Origin of the sequence: Halomonas binhaiensis, assembly GCF_008329985.2 — a bacterium.
GTDB lineage: Bacteria > Pseudomonadota > Gammaproteobacteria > Pseudomonadales > Halomonadaceae > Halomonas > Halomonas binhaiensis.
In genome coordinates this window covers 1,166,407-1,183,409 of the sequence record NZ_CP038437.2, presented here as the reverse complement: position 1 = coordinate 1,183,409, position 17,003 = coordinate 1,166,407, and the positions used below count along the sequence as shown (strand labels likewise).

The 17,003-nt window shown below is 56.4% G+C and carries 13 protein-coding genes; 5 read left to right on the top strand and 8 right to left on the bottom strand.

Going from position 1 to position 17,003, the window contains the following annotated elements:
- Positions 1-11: 11 nt before the first annotated feature.
- A complete protein-coding gene (locus tag E4T21_RS05085) occupies positions 12-1,157 on the bottom strand; it encodes an alkene reductase (protein ID WP_149284001.1) in 1,146 nt (381 codons plus the stop codon).
- 3 nt (positions 1,158-1,160) lie between these two features.
- Entirely contained in the window at positions 1,161-2,462 is a 1,302-nt protein-coding gene (locus tag E4T21_RS05080) for an SGNH/GDSL hydrolase family protein (RefSeq protein ID WP_205423457.1), read from the bottom strand.
- A 113-nt stretch (positions 2,463-2,575) separates the two neighbouring features.
- On the opposite strand from E4T21_RS05080, the gene E4T21_RS05075 reads away from it, so the two are divergent.
- The 4 genes from E4T21_RS05075 to E4T21_RS05060 all read left to right on the top strand — a co-directional run bounded on the left by E4T21_RS05075 (position 2,576) and on the right by E4T21_RS05060 (position 7,949).
- Positions 2,576-3,478, top strand: a complete 903-nt coding sequence (locus tag E4T21_RS05075; protein WP_149284000.1) for a LysR family transcriptional regulator — start codon at positions 2,576-2,578, stop codon at positions 3,476-3,478.
- A 296-nt stretch (positions 3,479-3,774) separates the two neighbouring features.
- Complete coding sequence (locus E4T21_RS05070) at positions 3,775-4,614, top strand: MIP/aquaporin family protein (protein WP_149283999.1); 840 nt, start codon at positions 3,775-3,777, stop codon at positions 4,612-4,614.
- Between the two features lie 59 nt (positions 4,615-4,673).
- Positions 4,674-6,179 (top strand): glycerol kinase GlpK, encoded by a 1,506-nt coding sequence (gene glpK / locus E4T21_RS05065; RefSeq protein ID WP_149283998.1) that lies wholly within the window; start codon positions 4,674-4,676, stop codon positions 6,177-6,179.
- A gap of 3 nt (positions 6,180-6,182) precedes the next feature.
- Entirely contained in the window at positions 6,183-7,949 is a 1,767-nt protein-coding gene (locus E4T21_RS05060) for a glycerol-3-phosphate dehydrogenase/oxidase (RefSeq protein ID WP_149283997.1), read from the top strand.
- A gap of 105 nt (positions 7,950-8,054) precedes the next feature.
- Here E4T21_RS05060 and E4T21_RS05055 read toward each other — a convergent pair whose 3' ends face one another.
- From E4T21_RS05055 to E4T21_RS05045, 3 genes are all read right to left on the bottom strand, one after another.
- Entirely contained in the window at positions 8,055-9,518 is a 1,464-nt protein-coding gene (locus tag E4T21_RS05055; RefSeq protein WP_149283996.1) for a sugar porter family MFS transporter, read from the bottom strand.
- A gap of 201 nt (positions 9,519-9,719) precedes the next feature.
- Positions 9,720-10,736 (bottom strand): Gfo/Idh/MocA family oxidoreductase, encoded by a 1,017-nt coding sequence (locus tag E4T21_RS05050; protein ID WP_149283995.1) that lies wholly within the window; start codon positions 10,734-10,736, stop codon positions 9,720-9,722.
- 26 nt (positions 10,737-10,762) lie between these two features.
- Positions 10,763-11,584, bottom strand: a complete 822-nt coding sequence (locus tag E4T21_RS05045; RefSeq protein WP_149283994.1) for a TIM barrel protein — start codon at positions 11,582-11,584, stop codon at positions 10,763-10,765.
- A gap of 351 nt (positions 11,585-11,935) precedes the next feature.
- On the opposite strand from E4T21_RS05045, the gene E4T21_RS05040 reads away from it, so the two are divergent.
- Positions 11,936-12,955, top strand: a complete 1,020-nt coding sequence (locus tag E4T21_RS05040) for a LacI family DNA-binding transcriptional regulator (RefSeq protein ID WP_149283993.1) — start codon at positions 11,936-11,938, stop codon at positions 12,953-12,955.
- A gap of 73 nt (positions 12,956-13,028) precedes the next feature.
- Here E4T21_RS05040 and E4T21_RS05035 read toward each other — a convergent pair whose 3' ends face one another.
- Genes E4T21_RS05035 through E4T21_RS05025 form a run of 3 tightly spaced genes read right to left on the bottom strand, consistent with a single transcriptional unit; the run spans position 13,029 to position 16,703 of the window.
- Positions 13,029-14,006 carry an XdhC family protein gene (locus E4T21_RS05035; protein ID WP_149283992.1) on the bottom strand — a complete coding sequence of 326 codons (978 nt, stop codon included), beginning with the start codon at positions 14,004-14,006 and terminating at the stop codon, positions 13,029-13,031.
- A gap of 2 nt (positions 14,007-14,008) precedes the next feature.
- Positions 14,009-16,234 carry a xanthine dehydrogenase family protein molybdopterin-binding subunit gene (locus E4T21_RS05030; protein ID WP_149283991.1) on the bottom strand — a complete coding sequence of 742 codons (2,226 nt, stop codon included), beginning with the start codon at positions 16,232-16,234 and terminating at the stop codon, positions 14,009-14,011.
- A gap of 10 nt (positions 16,235-16,244) precedes the next feature.
- The gene (locus tag E4T21_RS05025) at positions 16,245-16,703 is read right to left on the bottom strand and encodes a (2Fe-2S)-binding protein (protein WP_149283990.1); all 459 of its coding nucleotides are present in this window, start codon (positions 16,701-16,703) and stop codon (positions 16,245-16,247) included.
- Between the last annotated feature and the right edge of the window lie 300 nt (positions 16,704-17,003).

The following is a 17,003-nucleotide window of genomic DNA, read 5'->3' as shown; positions in this document are numbered from 1 at the left end:
GAAGTGTGATATCACACTCGTGCCGAGCTTTCTCTTGCAGCAGGCTCGGGGACATCAGACACGACAAGTGGATAATCGGTATAGCCCGCGGCACCTCCTCCGAAGAAATGTGTGGTATCGAGTTCATTCAAGGGAATGCCTTGGCGCAGGCGCTCCGGCAGATCAGGGTTGGCGATGAACGGTCGCCCGAAACCAATCAGGTCGGCCCAGCCATTACGCAGTGCCGTTTCGGCTCGCTCCTGCGTGTACTTGCCTGCATAGATCAGCGTGCCACCATAGATCAGGCGCAGCGCTTCCTTGAACGCTTCCGGCATCACCGGCGCGTCGTCCCAATCCGCTTCGGCGACATGGATATAGGCCACTCCGAGCTCATCGAGACATTTTGCTGCGCCCAGATAGGTGGCCTGTGGTGTGTCATCCACGGCACCTTGCAATGTGGTCAATGGCGCCAGGCGAACGCCGAGGCGCTCAGGCCCGGTAACAACAGCCACCGCTTCGACGACTTGCTGCAGAAAACGCAGCCGGTTGCTCAGGCTGCCTCCGTACTCATCAGTACGCGCATTGGCCTGGGAATCAATGAACTGGTTGATGAGGTAGCCATTGGCCGCATGCAGCTCGACACCATCAAAACCTGCTGCCATGGCGTTACGGGCAGCATCAGCATAGTCGCGCACAATGCCGGCAATCTCTTCTGCATTCAGCATACGCGGAGACGAGTGCTGCACCATCTGCCCTTCACCGGCCTGAGGCCCTCTACCCTCAGGATCAATGAAGACCTTGACGCCTTCGGCCATAAGCGGAGAAGACGACACCGGTGCAGCGCCACCAGGTTGCAAGGAAACGTGGGAAACCCGGCCGACATGCCATAGCTGAGCGAAGATACGCCCCCCAGCAGCATGCACTGCATCGGTCACAGCGCGCCAGCCAGCGACCTGTTGAGGAGAATGAATACCTGGTGTCCAGGCATAGCCCTGGCCTTGCTGGCTGATTTGCGTGCCCTCAGTGATGATCAATCCGGCAGAGGCACGCTGGGCGTAATACTCGGCCATCAGCTCAGTGGCAACATTGCCGTTGGCGGCACGTGCGCGGGTCATCGGCGGCATGACGATGCGGTTGGGTAATTCCAGCTCACCCAGACGGTAGGAAGAAAACAGCATGGTTCAGCGCTCCTGCACGGCAGATGATAAAGCATTCATCGCAGAATTCATGCGAACTCCTAAGGTGTCGAGCGCCACCGCTTCGGCCATGGCCCTGTTGCCGGCATCCCCTGGATGCAAGTGGTCACCGGAATCGAAAGGTTCCGCCATACGCGCAGGATTGTCAGGGTCACGCAGTACCGCATCAAAATCGACTACAGCATCGAAGGCATCACTTTCGCGAATCCAGGCATTGACCTGTTGGCGCAAGGTATCCTTGTCGGGGTGGTAATAGTCTTCCAGCGGCGTATCAGGCAGTGCACCAAGGAAAGGTGGCAACGTTGCGCCGATCACACGCAGGCCTCGGCTCCGGGCTCGTGCGATCAGTTGCCGATAACCGGAAACCAGCGTTTCCAGCGCAGGCCGAGAGCCATCCGGGAAAAATGCCGTTCCCGGCCAACTGATGTCATTGATGCCCAGCAGCACCACAACACTGCGAACGCCCGGCTGGGCCAGTACATCACGTTCGAGGCGAGCCAAGGCATTGACACCCATGCCATCGGACAGCAGGCGAGCACCGGAGATACCCGCATTGATCACCGCCACTCCCTGTGGCGCCAATCGCTCGGCCAGGAAGTCCGTCCAGCGCGTGTCGGCATCCAGGCTGGCAGCCGCACCATCCGTGATCGAGTCACCAATGGCAGCCACACTCCAGGCCGAAGCCTCTGCCTCCACTTCGATAGCGCTAAGCAGCAGTCGTGCTGTGGTAGCCTGCGCGTCCACGGCAAGATCACGCTCGGCCGTCCAGTTTCCCGCCGCTATCCAGGCAGTCTGGCGCCCATCCCAATGAAAGGTGGATAGCGGTGTCTTCTGTGGCAGGTACAGGCTCACACTGACCCTCGATAACGCAGCCAGGGGAAGCGCGATGAGGTCACTGGTCAACGAGGCGCCAGGGGCAATGGTCACTGTCGGCTCTCCATCGAACGTGACAGGCAATAGCTCCCCTGCGAGCGCACCTTGCATGCCTTCCCGTCCTACGCTGGCACCTCCTATGACCAATGGCGCCTTGCCATAAGCGTTGGACAGCACGATGCGCAGCCGCCTTCCCCCCAGACTGATACGCGCTACCTGACGTACCGTCTGGTCGTGCAGCTCGTTCGGCACATTGGTGGGGAACAGGAAGCCTGGCTCCCACACCGCTTGCGGACTGGCTGTCCAACTGGCAACCCAGGCAGGAGCAGGCACAACTTCATCAGTGCATGCTCTTGCCCTGTCACCGGCGTTATCGAGCGCTACTGCGTTCATGTCGTCGAAAACAGGTTTCATGATTTATGAACTCATCACCAACAAGAGATTTGATGATGAATTCAAGGACACAAAAGGAATAGACTGACTGAAGGACAAACATTCATGAATTGAATTCACAGGAGTCCTCTGTCATGGCTCGACTCGACGTCAACCGTGCCGGTGAGCTGGAAGTCTTCGTCCGTGTCATCGAGCTGGGAGGCTTTTCCGCTGCTGCACGCGCCTGTGGCATGACGCCCTCGGCGGTGAGCAAGCTGGTTACACGACTGGAGAAGCGGCTGGCAACCCGCCTGGTGAACCGCTCCACGCGCAAGCTGCAGCTCACCCCGGAAGGATGCGCATTCTATGAACGAGGCGTACGCGTACTGGCCGACCTGGATGAGGCCGAACGTTGTGCCAGTGCCAATGCCACACCGCGCGGGCGCCTACGCGTAAATGCCAACGTGCCGTTCGGCCACCACTTTCTTCTCCCGCTGGTACCCGAATTCCTGCAACGACACCCCGAGGTGGACCTGGACATCGTGCTGACAGATGAGGTCGTCGACATTCTGGAGCAACGCACCGATGTGGCCGTTCGCGCCGGCCCACTGAAGAGTTCCAGCCTGGTCGCACGCAAGCTCGGCGTCACCCGCATGGTGATCGTTGCCGCGCCCTCCTATCTGGAGCGCCATGGCACCCCAACGACTCCCGAAGAGCTACAGCGCCACAACATGCTGGGCCTGAACTACACACGTGCCACCAGCGGCTGGCCACTCCATTGCAATGGCAAAGAACATCTCATCGTGCCTTCCGGCAATGCCCAGGCCAGCGATGGCGAGGCAGTCCGCCGCCTGGCTGTCGCCGGTCTGGGACTGGCAAGGCTGGCCAGGTTCCAGGCGCTCGATGACATTGCCGCTGGGCGACTGATAGCGCTGCTCGAAGATTGCAATCCAGGTGATGGTGAAGAAGTGCATGCCGTATTCATGGGGCAAGGCGGCTACCTGCCACTGCGCGTGCGTGCCTTTCTTGATTTTCTCGTGGAGCGTGTGCAGCTCTAGTATTTGAACACAAAGACGAGACTCCCAGCCCCCCCTCCCCAGATATCTGCAACCGCAAGGTTCTAAATCGAACATTGCGATCAGGATAGGGCAAAATCGCACATAGCTTCTTTCGCTTTACATCATGACACCCCTTATAGACAAAAGTATAAAAACAAGAAAATTAAATTAAAATCAAACGAATGCTCTCGTTTCACCAAGTCTTTTTCCACCAGGTGTTGAAATGTTCGTTATCGCACATTAGGTTTCTATTCCGAACTTTCAGAATATCCAACACTGACAAGAAAAGGCCCCTCATGACACCCTTCATCGGCGAAATACTCGGCACCATGATCCTCATCATCTTCGGCGGCGGCGTTGTCGCCGGAGTCGTCCTGAAGCGCTCAAAGGCCGAGGCGAGCGGCTGGATCGTCATTTCCTTTGGCTGGGGCCTTGGTGTCGCCATGGCGATCTACGCAGTGGGCCAGTTCAGCGGCGCCCACCTCAATCCTGCGATCACCATCGGCATGGCAACGATCGGAGAATTTCCCTGGGCCAAGGTCCCGGTCTATTTACTGGGCCAGATGATGGGGGCCTTCATCGGCGCCGTTGTGGTCTGGTTGCATTACTACCCGCACTGGGAAGCCACTGAAGACCAGGGAGCCAAGCTGGCCGTGTTCTGTACCGATCCTGCTATCCCCCACACGCCAGCGAACCTGATGAGCGAAATCATCGGCAGCTTCATTCTGGTACTGGGTGTTCTCGCCATTGGCGCCAACGACTTCACTGAAGGCCTCAATCCGCTGATCGTCGGCCTGCTGATCCTCGCCATTGGCCTGTCACTGGGCGGCACCACCGGTTACGCCATCAACCCGGCCCGCGACCTGGGCCCACGACTGGCGCACTTCTTCCTTCCGATTGCCGGCAAGGGCAGCTCCAACTGGAAATATGCCTGGATTCCCGTCGTCGGACCGCTGGTCGGGGGCGTCGCAGGAGCCCTCTTCTATCGCCATGTATTCGTTGATGGCAATCCACTGGCGTTATTGGCAGGACTGGTCGTGCTCGTGATGTGCCTGGCCGCCAGCGTCATTACCGAAAAACGCGACTCAAGCAAACACGGCTCGAGCAGCAGAACCGCCATGAAGCACAACGGATGATAGCGGCTCCGGTGCACCCCTTTCGCAGCCATCAAGCGACATTTTCGAGGAATAGTTCCATGTCACAAAAATACATCCTGTCATTCGACCAGGGCACCACCAGCTGCCGCGCCATCCTCTTCGATCGTGACGCTCAGATCGTGGGCGTCGCCCAGAAGGAGTTCAACCAGCACTATCCGACGCCAGGCTGGGTCGAGCACGATGCCATGGAGATCTGGGGCAGCCAGATGGGAGTGGCCCGTGAAGTTCTGGAAACACAAGGGATCAAGCCTTCCGAAGTCGCTGCCATCGGGATTACCAACCAGCGTGAAACGACCGTGGTCTGGGACCGACACACCGGTAAACCGGTATACAACGCCATCGTCTGGCAGGATCGGCGTACCGCCCCGCTGTGTGATGAGCTCCGCGCTCGCGGCCTGGAAGACTATATCCGCGAGACGACCGGGCTGGTGGCGGACGCCTACTTCTCGGGCACCAAGATTCGCTGGATTCTCGACAATGTCGAGGGCGCTCGGGAGCGGGCAGAACGTGGCGACCTGCTGTTTGGCACCATGGATACCTGGCTGGTGTGGAACCTGACCCGTGGCGAGCGTCATGTGACGGATTACAGCAATGCTTCGCGCACCATGCTCTACAACATCCGCACCCTGGAATGGGACGCCCGCATGCTGGACGAGCTGGGCATTCCGTCCACCATGCTGCCGGAAGTTCGTCCCTCCAGCGAGGTCTACGGCACCACCGACGCCGAGATGTTCGGAGGTGCCCAGATGCCCATCGCCGGTATCGCCGGTGACCAGCAGTCCGCCCTGTTCGGCCAGGCCTGCTTCGAAGAAGGCATGGTCAAGAACACCTACGGCACAGGCTGCTTCCTGCTGATGAACACGGGGGAAACCCCGGTGCCTTCGACGTCCGGTCTACTCACCACGATCGCCTGGGGAATGGATGGCAAGGTGGAATATGCCCTGGAAGGCGCCATCTTCATCGCTGGCGCAGCAGTACAGTGGCTGCGCGACGAGCTCAAGCTCATCGACTCTGCGGAAGACTCGGAATACTTCGCCAGCAAGGTCGAGGACACCGGTGGTGTCTACGTGGTCCCGGCCTTCGCCGGCCTGGGAGCCCCTTACTGGGACATGTATGCCCGCGGAGCCATCTTCGGCATCACCCGAGGCACGCGCAAGGAACACATCGCCCGGGCCACGCTGGAATCCCTGGCCTATCAGACTCGCGACATCATCGATGCCATGCAGGCTGACTCGATCATCCCGCTGAAATCGCTGCGTGTCGATGGCGGCGCCGTGGCCAACAACGTCATGATGCAATTCCAGGCCGATATGCTCGGAGTCAACGTGGATCGCCCCCAAGTGACTGAAACCACCGCACTGGGAGCTGCATACCTGGCCGGCATCGCCGTGGGTCTGTGGACCAAGGAAGAGATCGTCGACAAGGGCAAGCTGGAATGCACCTTCGAACCACACATGGATGCCACGCAACGCGAGCGCAAGTACAAGGGTTGGAAGAAAGCCGTGCGGCGCACCATGGAGTGGGAGCTGGAGGACATGGAGTAACTTATGCAACTGCGCAACAGCAATATTCGCAAGCTGACCAGCGAGACATTCGACGTATTGGTCATCGGTGGCGGCATCAATGGCGCCTCGGCAGCGGCTGCCCTGGCCGGCAAGGGCGTCAGGGTGGGACTGATTGATCGCGGCGATTTCGCTGGCAGCACCAGCATGCACTCCTCCAATCTGGTATGGGGAGGCATCAAGTACATGGAGAGCCACGATTTCGCCTTGGTCCGCAAGCTGTGCAAGAGCCGCAACCACCTGATCAAGAGCTTTCCTTCTACCGTCCAGGAAATCCGCTTCCTGACCACCATCGCCAAGGGCTTTCGCTACCAGCCTCGCTATCTCTGGGCGGGCACCTGGCTCTACTGGTTGATGGGCAATGGCTTCACACGCCTGCCGCGTTTTCTGAAACCATCGGCCATCAAGAAAGAAGAAGCGATCATCGATACCCGCGAAGCCGTTGGTGGATTCGAGTACTCCGATGCCTACCTGCATGACAATGACGCACGCTTCGTTTTCAACTTCGTGCGTACCGCGCTGAATCATGGCGCCGTGGCAGCCAACTATGTCGAGTCGTTGGGGGCTCATCGCGAAAACGGTGCCTGGGTCATCCAGGCCCGCGATGTCATGAAGGCTGGGACTGACGAAGACAGACCTGACGAGAACAGCCCCGGAGAGAATAGCCCTGACGAGAATAGCTTCGAGATTCGCGCCAAGGTGCTGATCAATGCTGCCGGTCCCTGGGTCGATCAGCACAATAGGCTGACCGGGCAGCAGACCCAGCACCATCACGCCTACTCCAAGGGTATCCACCTGATCGTGCCACGGCTGACCGATAGCCAGCGTGTACTGGCTTTCTTCGCCGATGACGGCCGGCTGTTCTTCGTCATCCCCATGGGGCAGCGCACCTGCATCGGGACGACCGATACCCGCATGGAAAGCCCTGAAGTACATGTCACCGACGAAGATATCGCCTTCGTGCTGGACAACATCAATAAACGCCTTTGCCTGGACAAGCCGCTCGACAAAAGCGACATCATCTCGACTCGCTGCGGTGTCCGCCCTCTCGCCATCAAGGCCAGCAATGGCAACGACCGCGACTTCCTGCAGCTTTCGCGCAAGCACGCCATTGATACTGACAGCGACACCGCTCACATCAGTATCTTCGGCGGCAAGCTGACCGACTGTCTGAATGTAGGAGAAGAGATTGTCGATGAGGTGAAGCATCTTGGAGTGGACATCCCGCATCCGCACTATCGCTGGTATGGCGAGCCTCCCGAAGCGGTCAAGAAAGCCTTCCTGCACCAGGCCAGGCTGATGAACCTCGATGCCATGACCTCACCAGAATCCAGCGAGCCGCTGACCACCCGCCTGTGGCGCCGCTATGGGGCCCAGGCCATGGATATGCTCGAGGCCATTCGAGAGGACCCGAGTCAGGGCGAGTTGTTGATCGAAGGCACCGAATACCTGCGTTGCGAGCTATACCAGGCCCAACGCCGCGAAATGATCACACGGCTCGAGGACTTCCTGCGCCGGCGCTCGAAGATATCCCTGGTGGCGACCGACGACCAGATTCGCCAATCCCCCGGGCTGATGGAAGCCTGCCGGATACTGTTCGGCGACCAGGCCCAGGCACGTTTCGATGAGTATTTTGCCGCCGAGCGCTCGCCCAGAGAATACTTGTCCAATGAGAACTGCAGCAACGAGCCTGGTGATGATTCCGCAGGCAATCCGGCACCCCTCAAGATCGCGGGGATGACCCCATCCTAGGCAGGATGCGCAGAATACAAAAACTGGAGGTAGTTGCTGACGAATGCCCTCCTGCATGGCGAGCGGAAATTCTTCCAAGTGAGACTTTCCGCTCCCAGGCATTTGTCACGAGACAATGGATGATTCCGGCCGAGGCCCGCTCTCAGACACCTCTTGCACTACATCATTTGAGCCAAATTGGCGTGATTTGGAAAGCATGACTGGCTCAATATATTCCAGTGGAACCCCTTTGGTCTCGGGGAGAAACCGACCAATGAACCAAAAAGCCATGAATGAGAAACCTGCACAAATTAGCAACGGAAAAGCACCGTTCATGGTATCCATCAGCCACACGTTACGGTTCAGCATTGGAAACAACTGAGTGACGAGAAAGTTAGACACCCACATGGAAGAAAAAGCAAACCCCATGGCCACTGCCCGCATACGGTTTGGAAAGATTTCCGAGATCAACAACCACGCCCCCAGGCTCCACGACAGTCCAAATGAAAGGATGAATCCCATCAAGCCGACAAGGGGCCAGTAACCACCTGAAAAAGTCATGAAGGTATAGCTTGTATAAAGCAAACTTACTCCACATCCTATTGCTCCCCAGCGCAACAATTTAACTCGCCCAAACTTATCAATAATGGATGAACACAAGACAACACCAACGAATAAAGAAAGACCAATAAAGATACTTTGGAACAGCGAGTCATGAGCTGTTGATGTAACATTGCTTAAAAGCGATGGAGCATAGTAAAGAAGGATATTGATTCCCATGACCTGCTGAAGTACCGCTATTGTACAGCCAATTATCAAGATATAACGAGCCTTGGCATCACGAAACAGGTGTACTCTCCCTCCTGTGGACTGGCCATCAGTGGCCAATGATTCCTTGATCTTGTTTACCACCGTGTTGGCATACTGCTCTCCCGATATACGCTTAAGTATAGCTTGAGCCTTTTCATTCCGGTTCCTCATTACTAGCCAGCGTGGTGATTCAGGAAGAAAACAAGCGAACAACAGGAATAGCATGCATGGCACCAACTCTGATGCCAGCATCCAACGCCAGCCATATGAAACCAACCATTCAGGAGTGTTGCCATCCGCGATACTGAAATTAACGATGTAGACGATAACTTGACCACCCACCATCAGAAACTGCTGCAGACCAAGCATACGGCCACGTATGGCACTGGGGGAAATCTCTGAGATATACATGGGAGTAACTGCAGAAGCGATGCCTACCGCAATCCCTCCCAGCATGCGAAAGGCAACGAACCAGACGAAATCCGTGACCAATGCCGAACCGGCTGCGGATACAATGAAAAGCAGTGCCGTGAAAAAAAGTGTAAGTTTTCGCCCCATTCTATCGGCAATATGCCCAGCAGAATAAGCACCAACAATACTACCAAAGATAACATTAGATACAGCCCACCCACTCATTGCAGGCGAAAGATCGAAATATTTTGTGAGTGGATCAATGGCGCCAGAAATAATGGTTGCATCATAGCCGAGTATAATGCCACTCAGCGATGCAATGATCACCATAGAAACTACATAGCGTTTATTCGAACTCACTTGAGACATTATATTCCCCAGCTTTATATTTATCACGCAAGTTAACGATAGCTACTGCGAAAACATGGAGCTTAAGTCAGGAAACAATCTACCCCTGACAAGCAAAGTATATGCTTCACGACACACAGCCAAAGATAACGGGTCATTTATCATTATCTTTATAGGAGAGAAAGGAATATCTCTTAATCGAAATATTCCTTTCTATAACTATCAACCCAGGCTTACAGGGGCTTTGATCTTGACTGACTGGATGCATGCCAGTGCAATTTTCAGGGCTGAACGGGCATCTTCTCCACCAGGTCCTTTTACCTCGCCGGTTCTTACGGTGTTGATGAAGGATGCAAGTTGGGCTGTATAGGCATCGAGAAAATGGTGCGCATCCAGGCGAAAGGTATCGCATGAGACCCCCTGGGAATTGAACAATGTCATGCTCGAACGTCGAGCATCCCCCATCGTTACCATTCCTTCCGAGCCAAATACCTCCCCTCGCACATCGTATCCGTAAAGTGCGCTGAAGTTGGCATCGGCCACAGCAATAGCACCGTTATCGAAGCGGATAGTGACAACGGCCGTATCCAGGTGGCCTGCTTCCTTGAAATCAGGACGAATCAATGCATCGGCAACAGCATAAACCTCAACAGGCTTGGCACCGATATTAAGCCAAAGCAAGGTATCGAAGTCGTGGATCAGGGTTTCATAGAAGATGGTCCAGTTTGGAATTCTTGCTGGATCAGCACCAAATGGGCCAGGGTCTCGGGTTAGGGAACGCAATAGCTGAGGTGTACCTACTTGGCCATTGGCGATGGCCTCGTGCCCTTCAGAAAATGCCTTGTCCCAACGCCGGTTGAATCCTACTTGCAGAGGAACATTCGCTGATTTTGCTGCATCTATGGCCCGGTTGGCTTCCTCAATCGTAAGTGCCATCGGCTTTTCACAGAACACTGCCTTTCCAGCTTCGGCTGCTGCAGCAACAAGGTTGCTATGGTAACGAGCAGGTGTCGCGATAATGACAGCATGAATATCAGGATCAGAAAGCACTGTTTTCGGGTCGGTCGTGGCAAACGAACATCCCAGTTTTTCCGCAAGCTGATTGGCTGTTCCTGGAGCAGGGTCAGCGATTGCAGCCAGATTGGCATCAGCTAAACGGTATACCACGCTTTCAGCATGGAAGGAGCCAATACGGCCAGCTCCAATCAAAGCGACATTGACGGAATTGTTGAGTGACATGATGTTAGCTCCTGGCAATATCAAGATCAGAGGAAGGCGGAAAAGGGGTAGGTGAAAGCTTTACGGAACCGGTCAAGAGCGAGTTCATCGTCGCCGGAAGCCCAACCCTCCAGGCCAACATTGCCTCGATAGCCAACCTCATGAAGAGCCCTCGCTATGGCCGGATAGTTGATTTCACCGGTCCCAGGCTCACAACGACCAGGCACATCAGCGACCTGGACTTCACCAATATATGGCGCACTACGGCGAATCAGGTCGATCAAGTTTCCCTCACCAATCTGTGCGTGATACAGGTCCAGCATCATGCGAAGTCCTGGCCGGTTCACACTGGCGACCAGCTCCAATACTTCCTGTGCCTTGGCAAAAGGAACACCAGGATGGTCAACCTCGGTATTGAGGTTTTCGAGCACAAAAGTGACACCATGCTTCTCGCCTAGATCCGCAAGCCGGTCCAACGTCTGAGATGCCTTGATCCACATGGCACCCGTCGTCTTGCTCGATGACTTGACTGGCAGCCCTTGGCCATCAAGCCCCGTGCCATGCAAATTGAGCCGTGGTATTCCCAGGTCCTTGGCGACTGGAATTGACTGTTCTGCTGTGCGAAGAAGCTCTTCAGCACCACCGCTATCTGACAGGGTTCCAGAGACATACCCTGTCATCGACGAAAAGGTTGCACCGCTCCCAGCCAGCATTTTCAAATCATGCTTGGTCCAATCCCAAATCTCGACTTGAAAGCCAAGGGCATCGATTCGTTTTATGCGCTCCGCGACAGGCAGGTCGCGAAACACCATCTCAGCGCAGACAGCAAGCGCAAAAGGTTGATCGGCTTGCTTCTCATGTGGGGCCATGGATGTTCTCCAGCACCTGTATGTGCATTTCTGTGCAAAATATCTGCACCCGGTTGCAGAATTATTGTGCAACTATTTGAGTCTAAGCAGATATTTTCAATCAGACTTTAGTGTCATCCATGGGACGCACGATAGGAAAGCCATCTAAAAACTTACAATAAATTTTTGATTTTTAAATAAAAATATTAAATGAAAAACAATGTCATCAAGAAAGAGTAGAATCTTCCAACATAGGATTTCGATCCAATATTCATGCACCCGAGTGCACAATATGGTGAATTCAAGTGCGCCTACACCCAATTGCAGATAACATCTTGATTTCGCCCCATTCGACTAACAGTTCTGTCACCCATGAGCGACCACAGCAAAAAAAACACTTCCCGCAAGGTCACAGCGAACGACGTTGCCGAAAAAGCGGGCGTATCGAAGTGGACAGTATCGCGGGCCTATACGCCAGGCGCTTACATCTCCCCGGACAGCCGAAAACGCGTCATGAAGGCGGCCGAGGAACTGGGGTATCGCCCCAACCTGCTGGCTCGCAGTCTTACCAAAAAACGCTCAGGCATCGTCGGATTGGTGGTCGACGAATTCACCAACCTCAATATCCTGCCAGTACTGGATGAAATCACTCATCAACTGCAACTGAAGGGTTTCAGCACTATGCTGCTGAATATTAACGCCGATAATGGCTATGCTCCTGCGCTATTGCGGGCAGATCAGTTTCAGGTCGATGGGGTGGTTTTTCTTGGCGCAACATTACCGGATGAATTCGTTCACCTGATCAAAGAAATTCGCCATATTCCCCTGATTGTCCTCTATCGAGATAGCAACATTCCGGGCGTTCAGGTCGTCACTACCGATGACTATCATGCTGGGAAGCAAATTGCGGAGCTGCTGTTAACTCAGGGCCATCGACGGATGGGTTATATGGCCGGTCTTCCCAATGGTTCGACACGCTTGAAGCGGGTGGAAGGATTCCATGCTGCACTTGACCAGCACGGCCTGGAGCTGGAGTTGACACTTGAAGCGGGGTCCTATCAGCACCAACACGGCTATGAGGTGCTATCAAAATATTTACGCACTACCCGGGTCGATGACCAGATCGATGCACTGTTTTGCGAAAACGATAGCCTTGCCATTGGTGCACTGGATGCTCTCCGGGACCATAAAAATGGCTCAAAGATCGCCATCGTCGGCTTTGACGGTATCGAGCTAGGCGCTTCCAGCTGTTACAGGCTCACATCTTACCGGCAGCCATACGAGCGACTGGCCGCTGAGGCCGTGGCCCAGCTGGAGCGTGGAGATACTGAAGAAAGTCGGTTCATTGCACCAGGTCAAATCGTATTGAGAGAGTCTCACCTGAAGAAATGAATTCATTCATTGGATAAAAGACAGGGATACAAAAAGTCTCCTCCTCTCCAGGAATCATGAGTGATCTTCAGCATCAAAGCTCATCGCGTGCCTTGCCGCGCTGGACACGCAGAATGTCGGCCATGACGGACAGGGCTATCTCGGCGGGGGTCTTGCTGCCAAGATCCAGGCCGATGGGCATATGTATCCTGGCGATGTCGTCGTCACTCAACCCTCCGGAGCGACGCAGGCGTTCAGCACGTTTTCCGGAAGTGCGCAGAGAGCCCATTACTCCGATGTAGAAGGCTGAGGTACGCACGGCTTCTATCATCGCCAGATCATCGATCCTCGGGTCATGAGTCAGGGCGACGATGGCAGTGGCAGCATGACAACCTCCTGCCGCGATGTAACGTGAAGGCAGTTCAGGGCGCACCTCGACGCCCTGGACAACGAAATTTTCCAGCATCTCTTCGCGGGGATCGCAGACGATCACCTCAAAGCCCAGGCCCTGGGCGAACTGGGCGCAGAACGACGAGACCGGTGAGATACCGGCAATGATCAGACGCGCCACTGGCGCCAGACGGATCTGCACGGCACTGCGCTCAGTATCATGGATCACCTGCGGCCCAATGCCATCATCTTCCACGAAGTGCCGAGCTCCGCTGGCCAGGTCGACCCGACGAGCCAGAGGCCGTTGGCCTTGCAGAGTGGCCAGCAGCACCTCCAGGTGCACCAGGGTTTCGGCTTCCGGTGCCAGGCGCTCGACCAGCACATCCAGGATTCCGCCACAAGGCAGCGCAATCCCGGTTCCATCGATGCCACCCTCGCCATAGCGCAGTACAGTGATGGGCGTATCGAACTCGCCACCCTGCAGCCGGGCCAGGAAGTCTTCCTCGACGCAACCTCCCGACAGCGAACCGACGTGCCGTCCATCACCGCGCACCGCCAACAGTGACCCCGGGGCACGCGGCGAGGAGCCATAAGTGGCCAGCACCGTACATAGCCACACTGTCTCGCCATTGCGCGCCCAGCTCAGGACCTGCTCGATGACTTGAAGGTCGAGATGCTGCATGCTCAGCTCGCCAGCTGGTCACCCAGCGGCAAACGCCGAATGCGCTTGCCGGTGGCGGCAAAGATCGCATTGGCGACTGCCGGCGCCAAAGGTGGAACCGGTGGCTCACCGATCCCGGTGGGCGCCTCTGCCGAGGGCACGATATGCACCTCGATACTCGGCATCGCACCGATGCGCAGCGGTTGGTAGTCATGGAAGTTCGATTGATCCACCTTGCCTTCCGTCAGCGTGATCTCGCCGTACAGAACAGCCGTCAGGGCAAATCCGATCGAACCTTCCACCTGTGCTTTCACTACGTCGGGATTGACGGCAATGCCGCAGTCCACTGCACAGACCACTCGATCCACGCGCACCTGCCCATCGCTACTGACACTGACCTCCGCCACCTGAGCGACATAGCTGTTGAACGACTCGTGCACTGCCACGCCTCGACCGCGCTTCTCGCCTTCTTCGCGCTCTGTTTCTTCACTCCCTGCTTCTTCACTCTCAGCAAGCGGAGACTCCCACCCGGCCTTTTCTGCCGCGAGCTTCAACACGGCTGCATGGCGGGGATGCTCGGCCAGCATCTCAAGGCGCCAGGCAACAGGATCCCGTTCGGTCTCGGTCGCCAGCTCATCAATGAAGCACTCCGTCGAGAAAGCCGTATGCGACGAACCCACCGAACGCCACCACTGCACAGGTACACCGATATCTTCCGGGGTATGCAGTTCCACCTGAAAATTGGCAATGGCGTAAGGCAGGTTGGAAGCACCTTCAACAGAAGTGGGGTCGATGTCGTCCTGAATCATTCCCTCGAAGGGAGAACCCGCGGCAACAGATTGTCCGACCAGGCGATGACGCCAGCCCACCAGTTGGCCTTGCTCGTCCAGCCCCGCCCACAGCCGATGATGGAACATCGGGCGATAATTGCCGGCACGCATGTCATCTTCGCGCAGCCATACCAGTTTGACCGGTGCCCGGCCATCGATGGCCTTGACGATATGCGCCGTTTCGAGAATGTAATCCGCTTTCTTGGCCGCACGCCGCCCGAAACTGCCGCCGGCATAGAGCGTATTGATACGCACCTGCTGCGGTTCCAGCCCGAACAGCTCTGCCAGAACGCTTTGGTCATAGGTCTGCATCTGGTCGCCATTCCAGACCTCACAACCCTCATCCGTAAGCTGAATCACGCAGTTCAGCGGCTCCATGGCGGCATGAGCCAGATAAGGCATGTCATAGGCCGCATCCAGCGTCTGTGCCGCTTCAGCGAGCGTTGCTTCGACATCACCTCGCTGCTCCGCCAGCGTACCCGGCGACTCGGCCAACGCCTGGAAGCGTTCGAGGATCTGTTCGGAACCGAGAGTGAAGGCATCGGCCTCGTCCCATTCGACGCTCAATGCATCGCGCCCCTTCTTGGCACTCCAGGTGTCACGGGCCAATACCGCTACCCCGGAAGGAATCTCGACCACATCGACAACGCCTTTTACCTCACGAGTTTTTGTCGCATCGAAGGAACCTACCTTGGCACCGAAGCGCGGCGGATGCGCCACCACCGCCGTGAGCATGTCGGGCAAATGGATATCCTGGGTGAACACCGCACGCCCCGTGCTCTTGTCTGCGCTGTCCTGGCGCGGAATATGCTGACCGATCAAGGTGAAATCGGCAGGGTCCTTGAGGGCCACATCGGACGGCACCGGCAGCTCGGCAGCAGCGCCGACAAGCTCTCCAAAGCTCGCTTCATTATTCGAGGCCGAGTGCTTTACCACGCCTTTCTCGACAGTGATCTCTTCGGCAGGCACTTGCCACTGCTGTGCCGCTGCCGTTACCAGCATGGCACGGGCAACCGCCCCGGCCTGACGCAGTTGCTCCCAGGAATTGGCGATGGCACTACTGCCACCGGTGCCCTGGTTCGGCCCCCAGTGAAGATTGTTGTAGCGACTGACATCCGCAGGTGCGCTTTCGACCTGGACCTGGGACCAGTCGGCATCGAGCTCCTCGGCCACCAGCGTGGCGAGCCCTGTGTAGGTGCCCTGCCCCATCTCCAGATGCTTGGCGATCACGGTGACGTTGTTATCCTCGTCAATGCGCAGAAAGGCATTGGGCTCGAAATCCTGAGCGTCTGCTGCACCATTAGTGCCGTCAGAGCCGGTACCTTGCGCCATGCTCCAGGGCATATAAAGTGCCAAGGTGAGCCCCGCCGTACCCTTCAGGAAGCGTCGACGACTTTCGTTCTCGATGTGTCGGGTCATGTTCTCTCCCTCAGGCCAGCGACTCGGCCGCTTCATGAATCGCGGCCCGAATGCGTACATAGGTGGCACAGCGACAGACATTGCCGCCCATGGCGTTGTCGATATCCTCGTCCGATGGCGCCCTGTTCTCTTCCAGCAACGCAACGGCACTCATGACCTGGCCGGACTGGCAATATCCGCACTGCACCACATCAAGGCGCTGCCATGCCTCCTGTACCGCCTCGCCGACCCGGCTATCGCCGATGCTTTCGATGGTCACGATTTCCTTGTCGACTGCTGCGGATACCGGCAGCATGCATGAACGCGTCGCCTTGCCATCCACATGGACAGTGCAAGCCCCACACAGCGACATCCCACAGCCAAATTTGGTACCAGTGAGCTGGAGCGTGTCGCGCAATACCCATAACAAGGGCGTATCGCCTTCGACATCGACTTCCTGCGCCTGGCCGTTGATATTAAGTGTGATCATGATCTCCCCCTCATGATGTGGCATCCGGCGACAATACGATCCGCTGCCGGCATGCCCGTCGGCCCAAATACCCTTCACATTAGCAGTCACAAGGCACTTGTATTATCGGCATAACCAACATGTCGTCATGAGCTCAGCTCATGAATGCTGCCAGACGGGTTACCACAGAGGAGATATCGGCACTGCCACCGCATGACAGGCCAGAAGGATCGACATGCACCGATCTGGTGCGAAACCCCATGATGAATCGAGTGCTGAAGGTTGATCGAACGATAACGACCTCGCCATGATGATGAACAT

Coding starts and splice junctions, on each gene's coding strand:
- glpK (WP_149283998.1), top strand. CDS start 4,674: ATGTCACAAAAATACATCCTGTCATTCGACCAGGGCACCACCAGCTGC.
- E4T21_RS05025 (WP_149283990.1), bottom strand. CDS start 16,703: ATGATCACACTTAATATCAACGGCCAGGCGCAGGAAGTCGATGTCGAA.
- E4T21_RS05070 (WP_149283999.1), top strand. CDS start 3,775: ATGACACCCTTCATCGGCGAAATACTCGGCACCATGATCCTCATCATC.
- E4T21_RS05075 (WP_149284000.1), top strand. CDS start 2,576: ATGGCTCGACTCGACGTCAACCGTGCCGGTGAGCTGGAAGTCTTCGTC.
- E4T21_RS05050 (WP_149283995.1), bottom strand. CDS start 10,736: ATGTCACTCAACAATTCCGTCAATGTCGCTTTGATTGGAGCTGGCCGT.
- E4T21_RS05030 (WP_149283991.1), bottom strand. CDS start 16,234: ATGACCCGACACATCGAGAACGAAAGTCGTCGACGCTTCCTGAAGGGT.
- E4T21_RS05040 (WP_149283993.1), top strand. CDS start 11,936: ATGAGCGACCACAGCAAAAAAAACACTTCCCGCAAGGTCACAGCGAAC.
- E4T21_RS05035 (WP_149283992.1), bottom strand. CDS start 14,006: ATGCAGCATCTCGACCTTCAAGTCATCGAGCAGGTCCTGAGCTGGGCG.
- E4T21_RS05080 (WP_205423457.1), bottom strand. CDS start 2,462: ATGAAACCTGTTTTCGACGACATGAACGCAGTAGCGCTCGATAACGCC.
- E4T21_RS05060 (WP_149283997.1), top strand. CDS start 6,183: ATGCAACTGCGCAACAGCAATATTCGCAAGCTGACCAGCGAGACATTC.
- E4T21_RS05055 (WP_149283996.1), bottom strand. CDS start 9,518: ATGTCTCAAGTGAGTTCGAATAAACGCTATGTAGTTTCTATGGTGATC.
- E4T21_RS05045 (WP_149283994.1), bottom strand. CDS start 11,584: ATGGCCCCACATGAGAAGCAAGCCGATCAACCTTTTGCGCTTGCTGTC.
- E4T21_RS05085 (WP_149284001.1), bottom strand. CDS start 1,157: ATGCTGTTTTCTTCCTACCGTCTGGGTGAGCTGGAATTACCCAACCGC.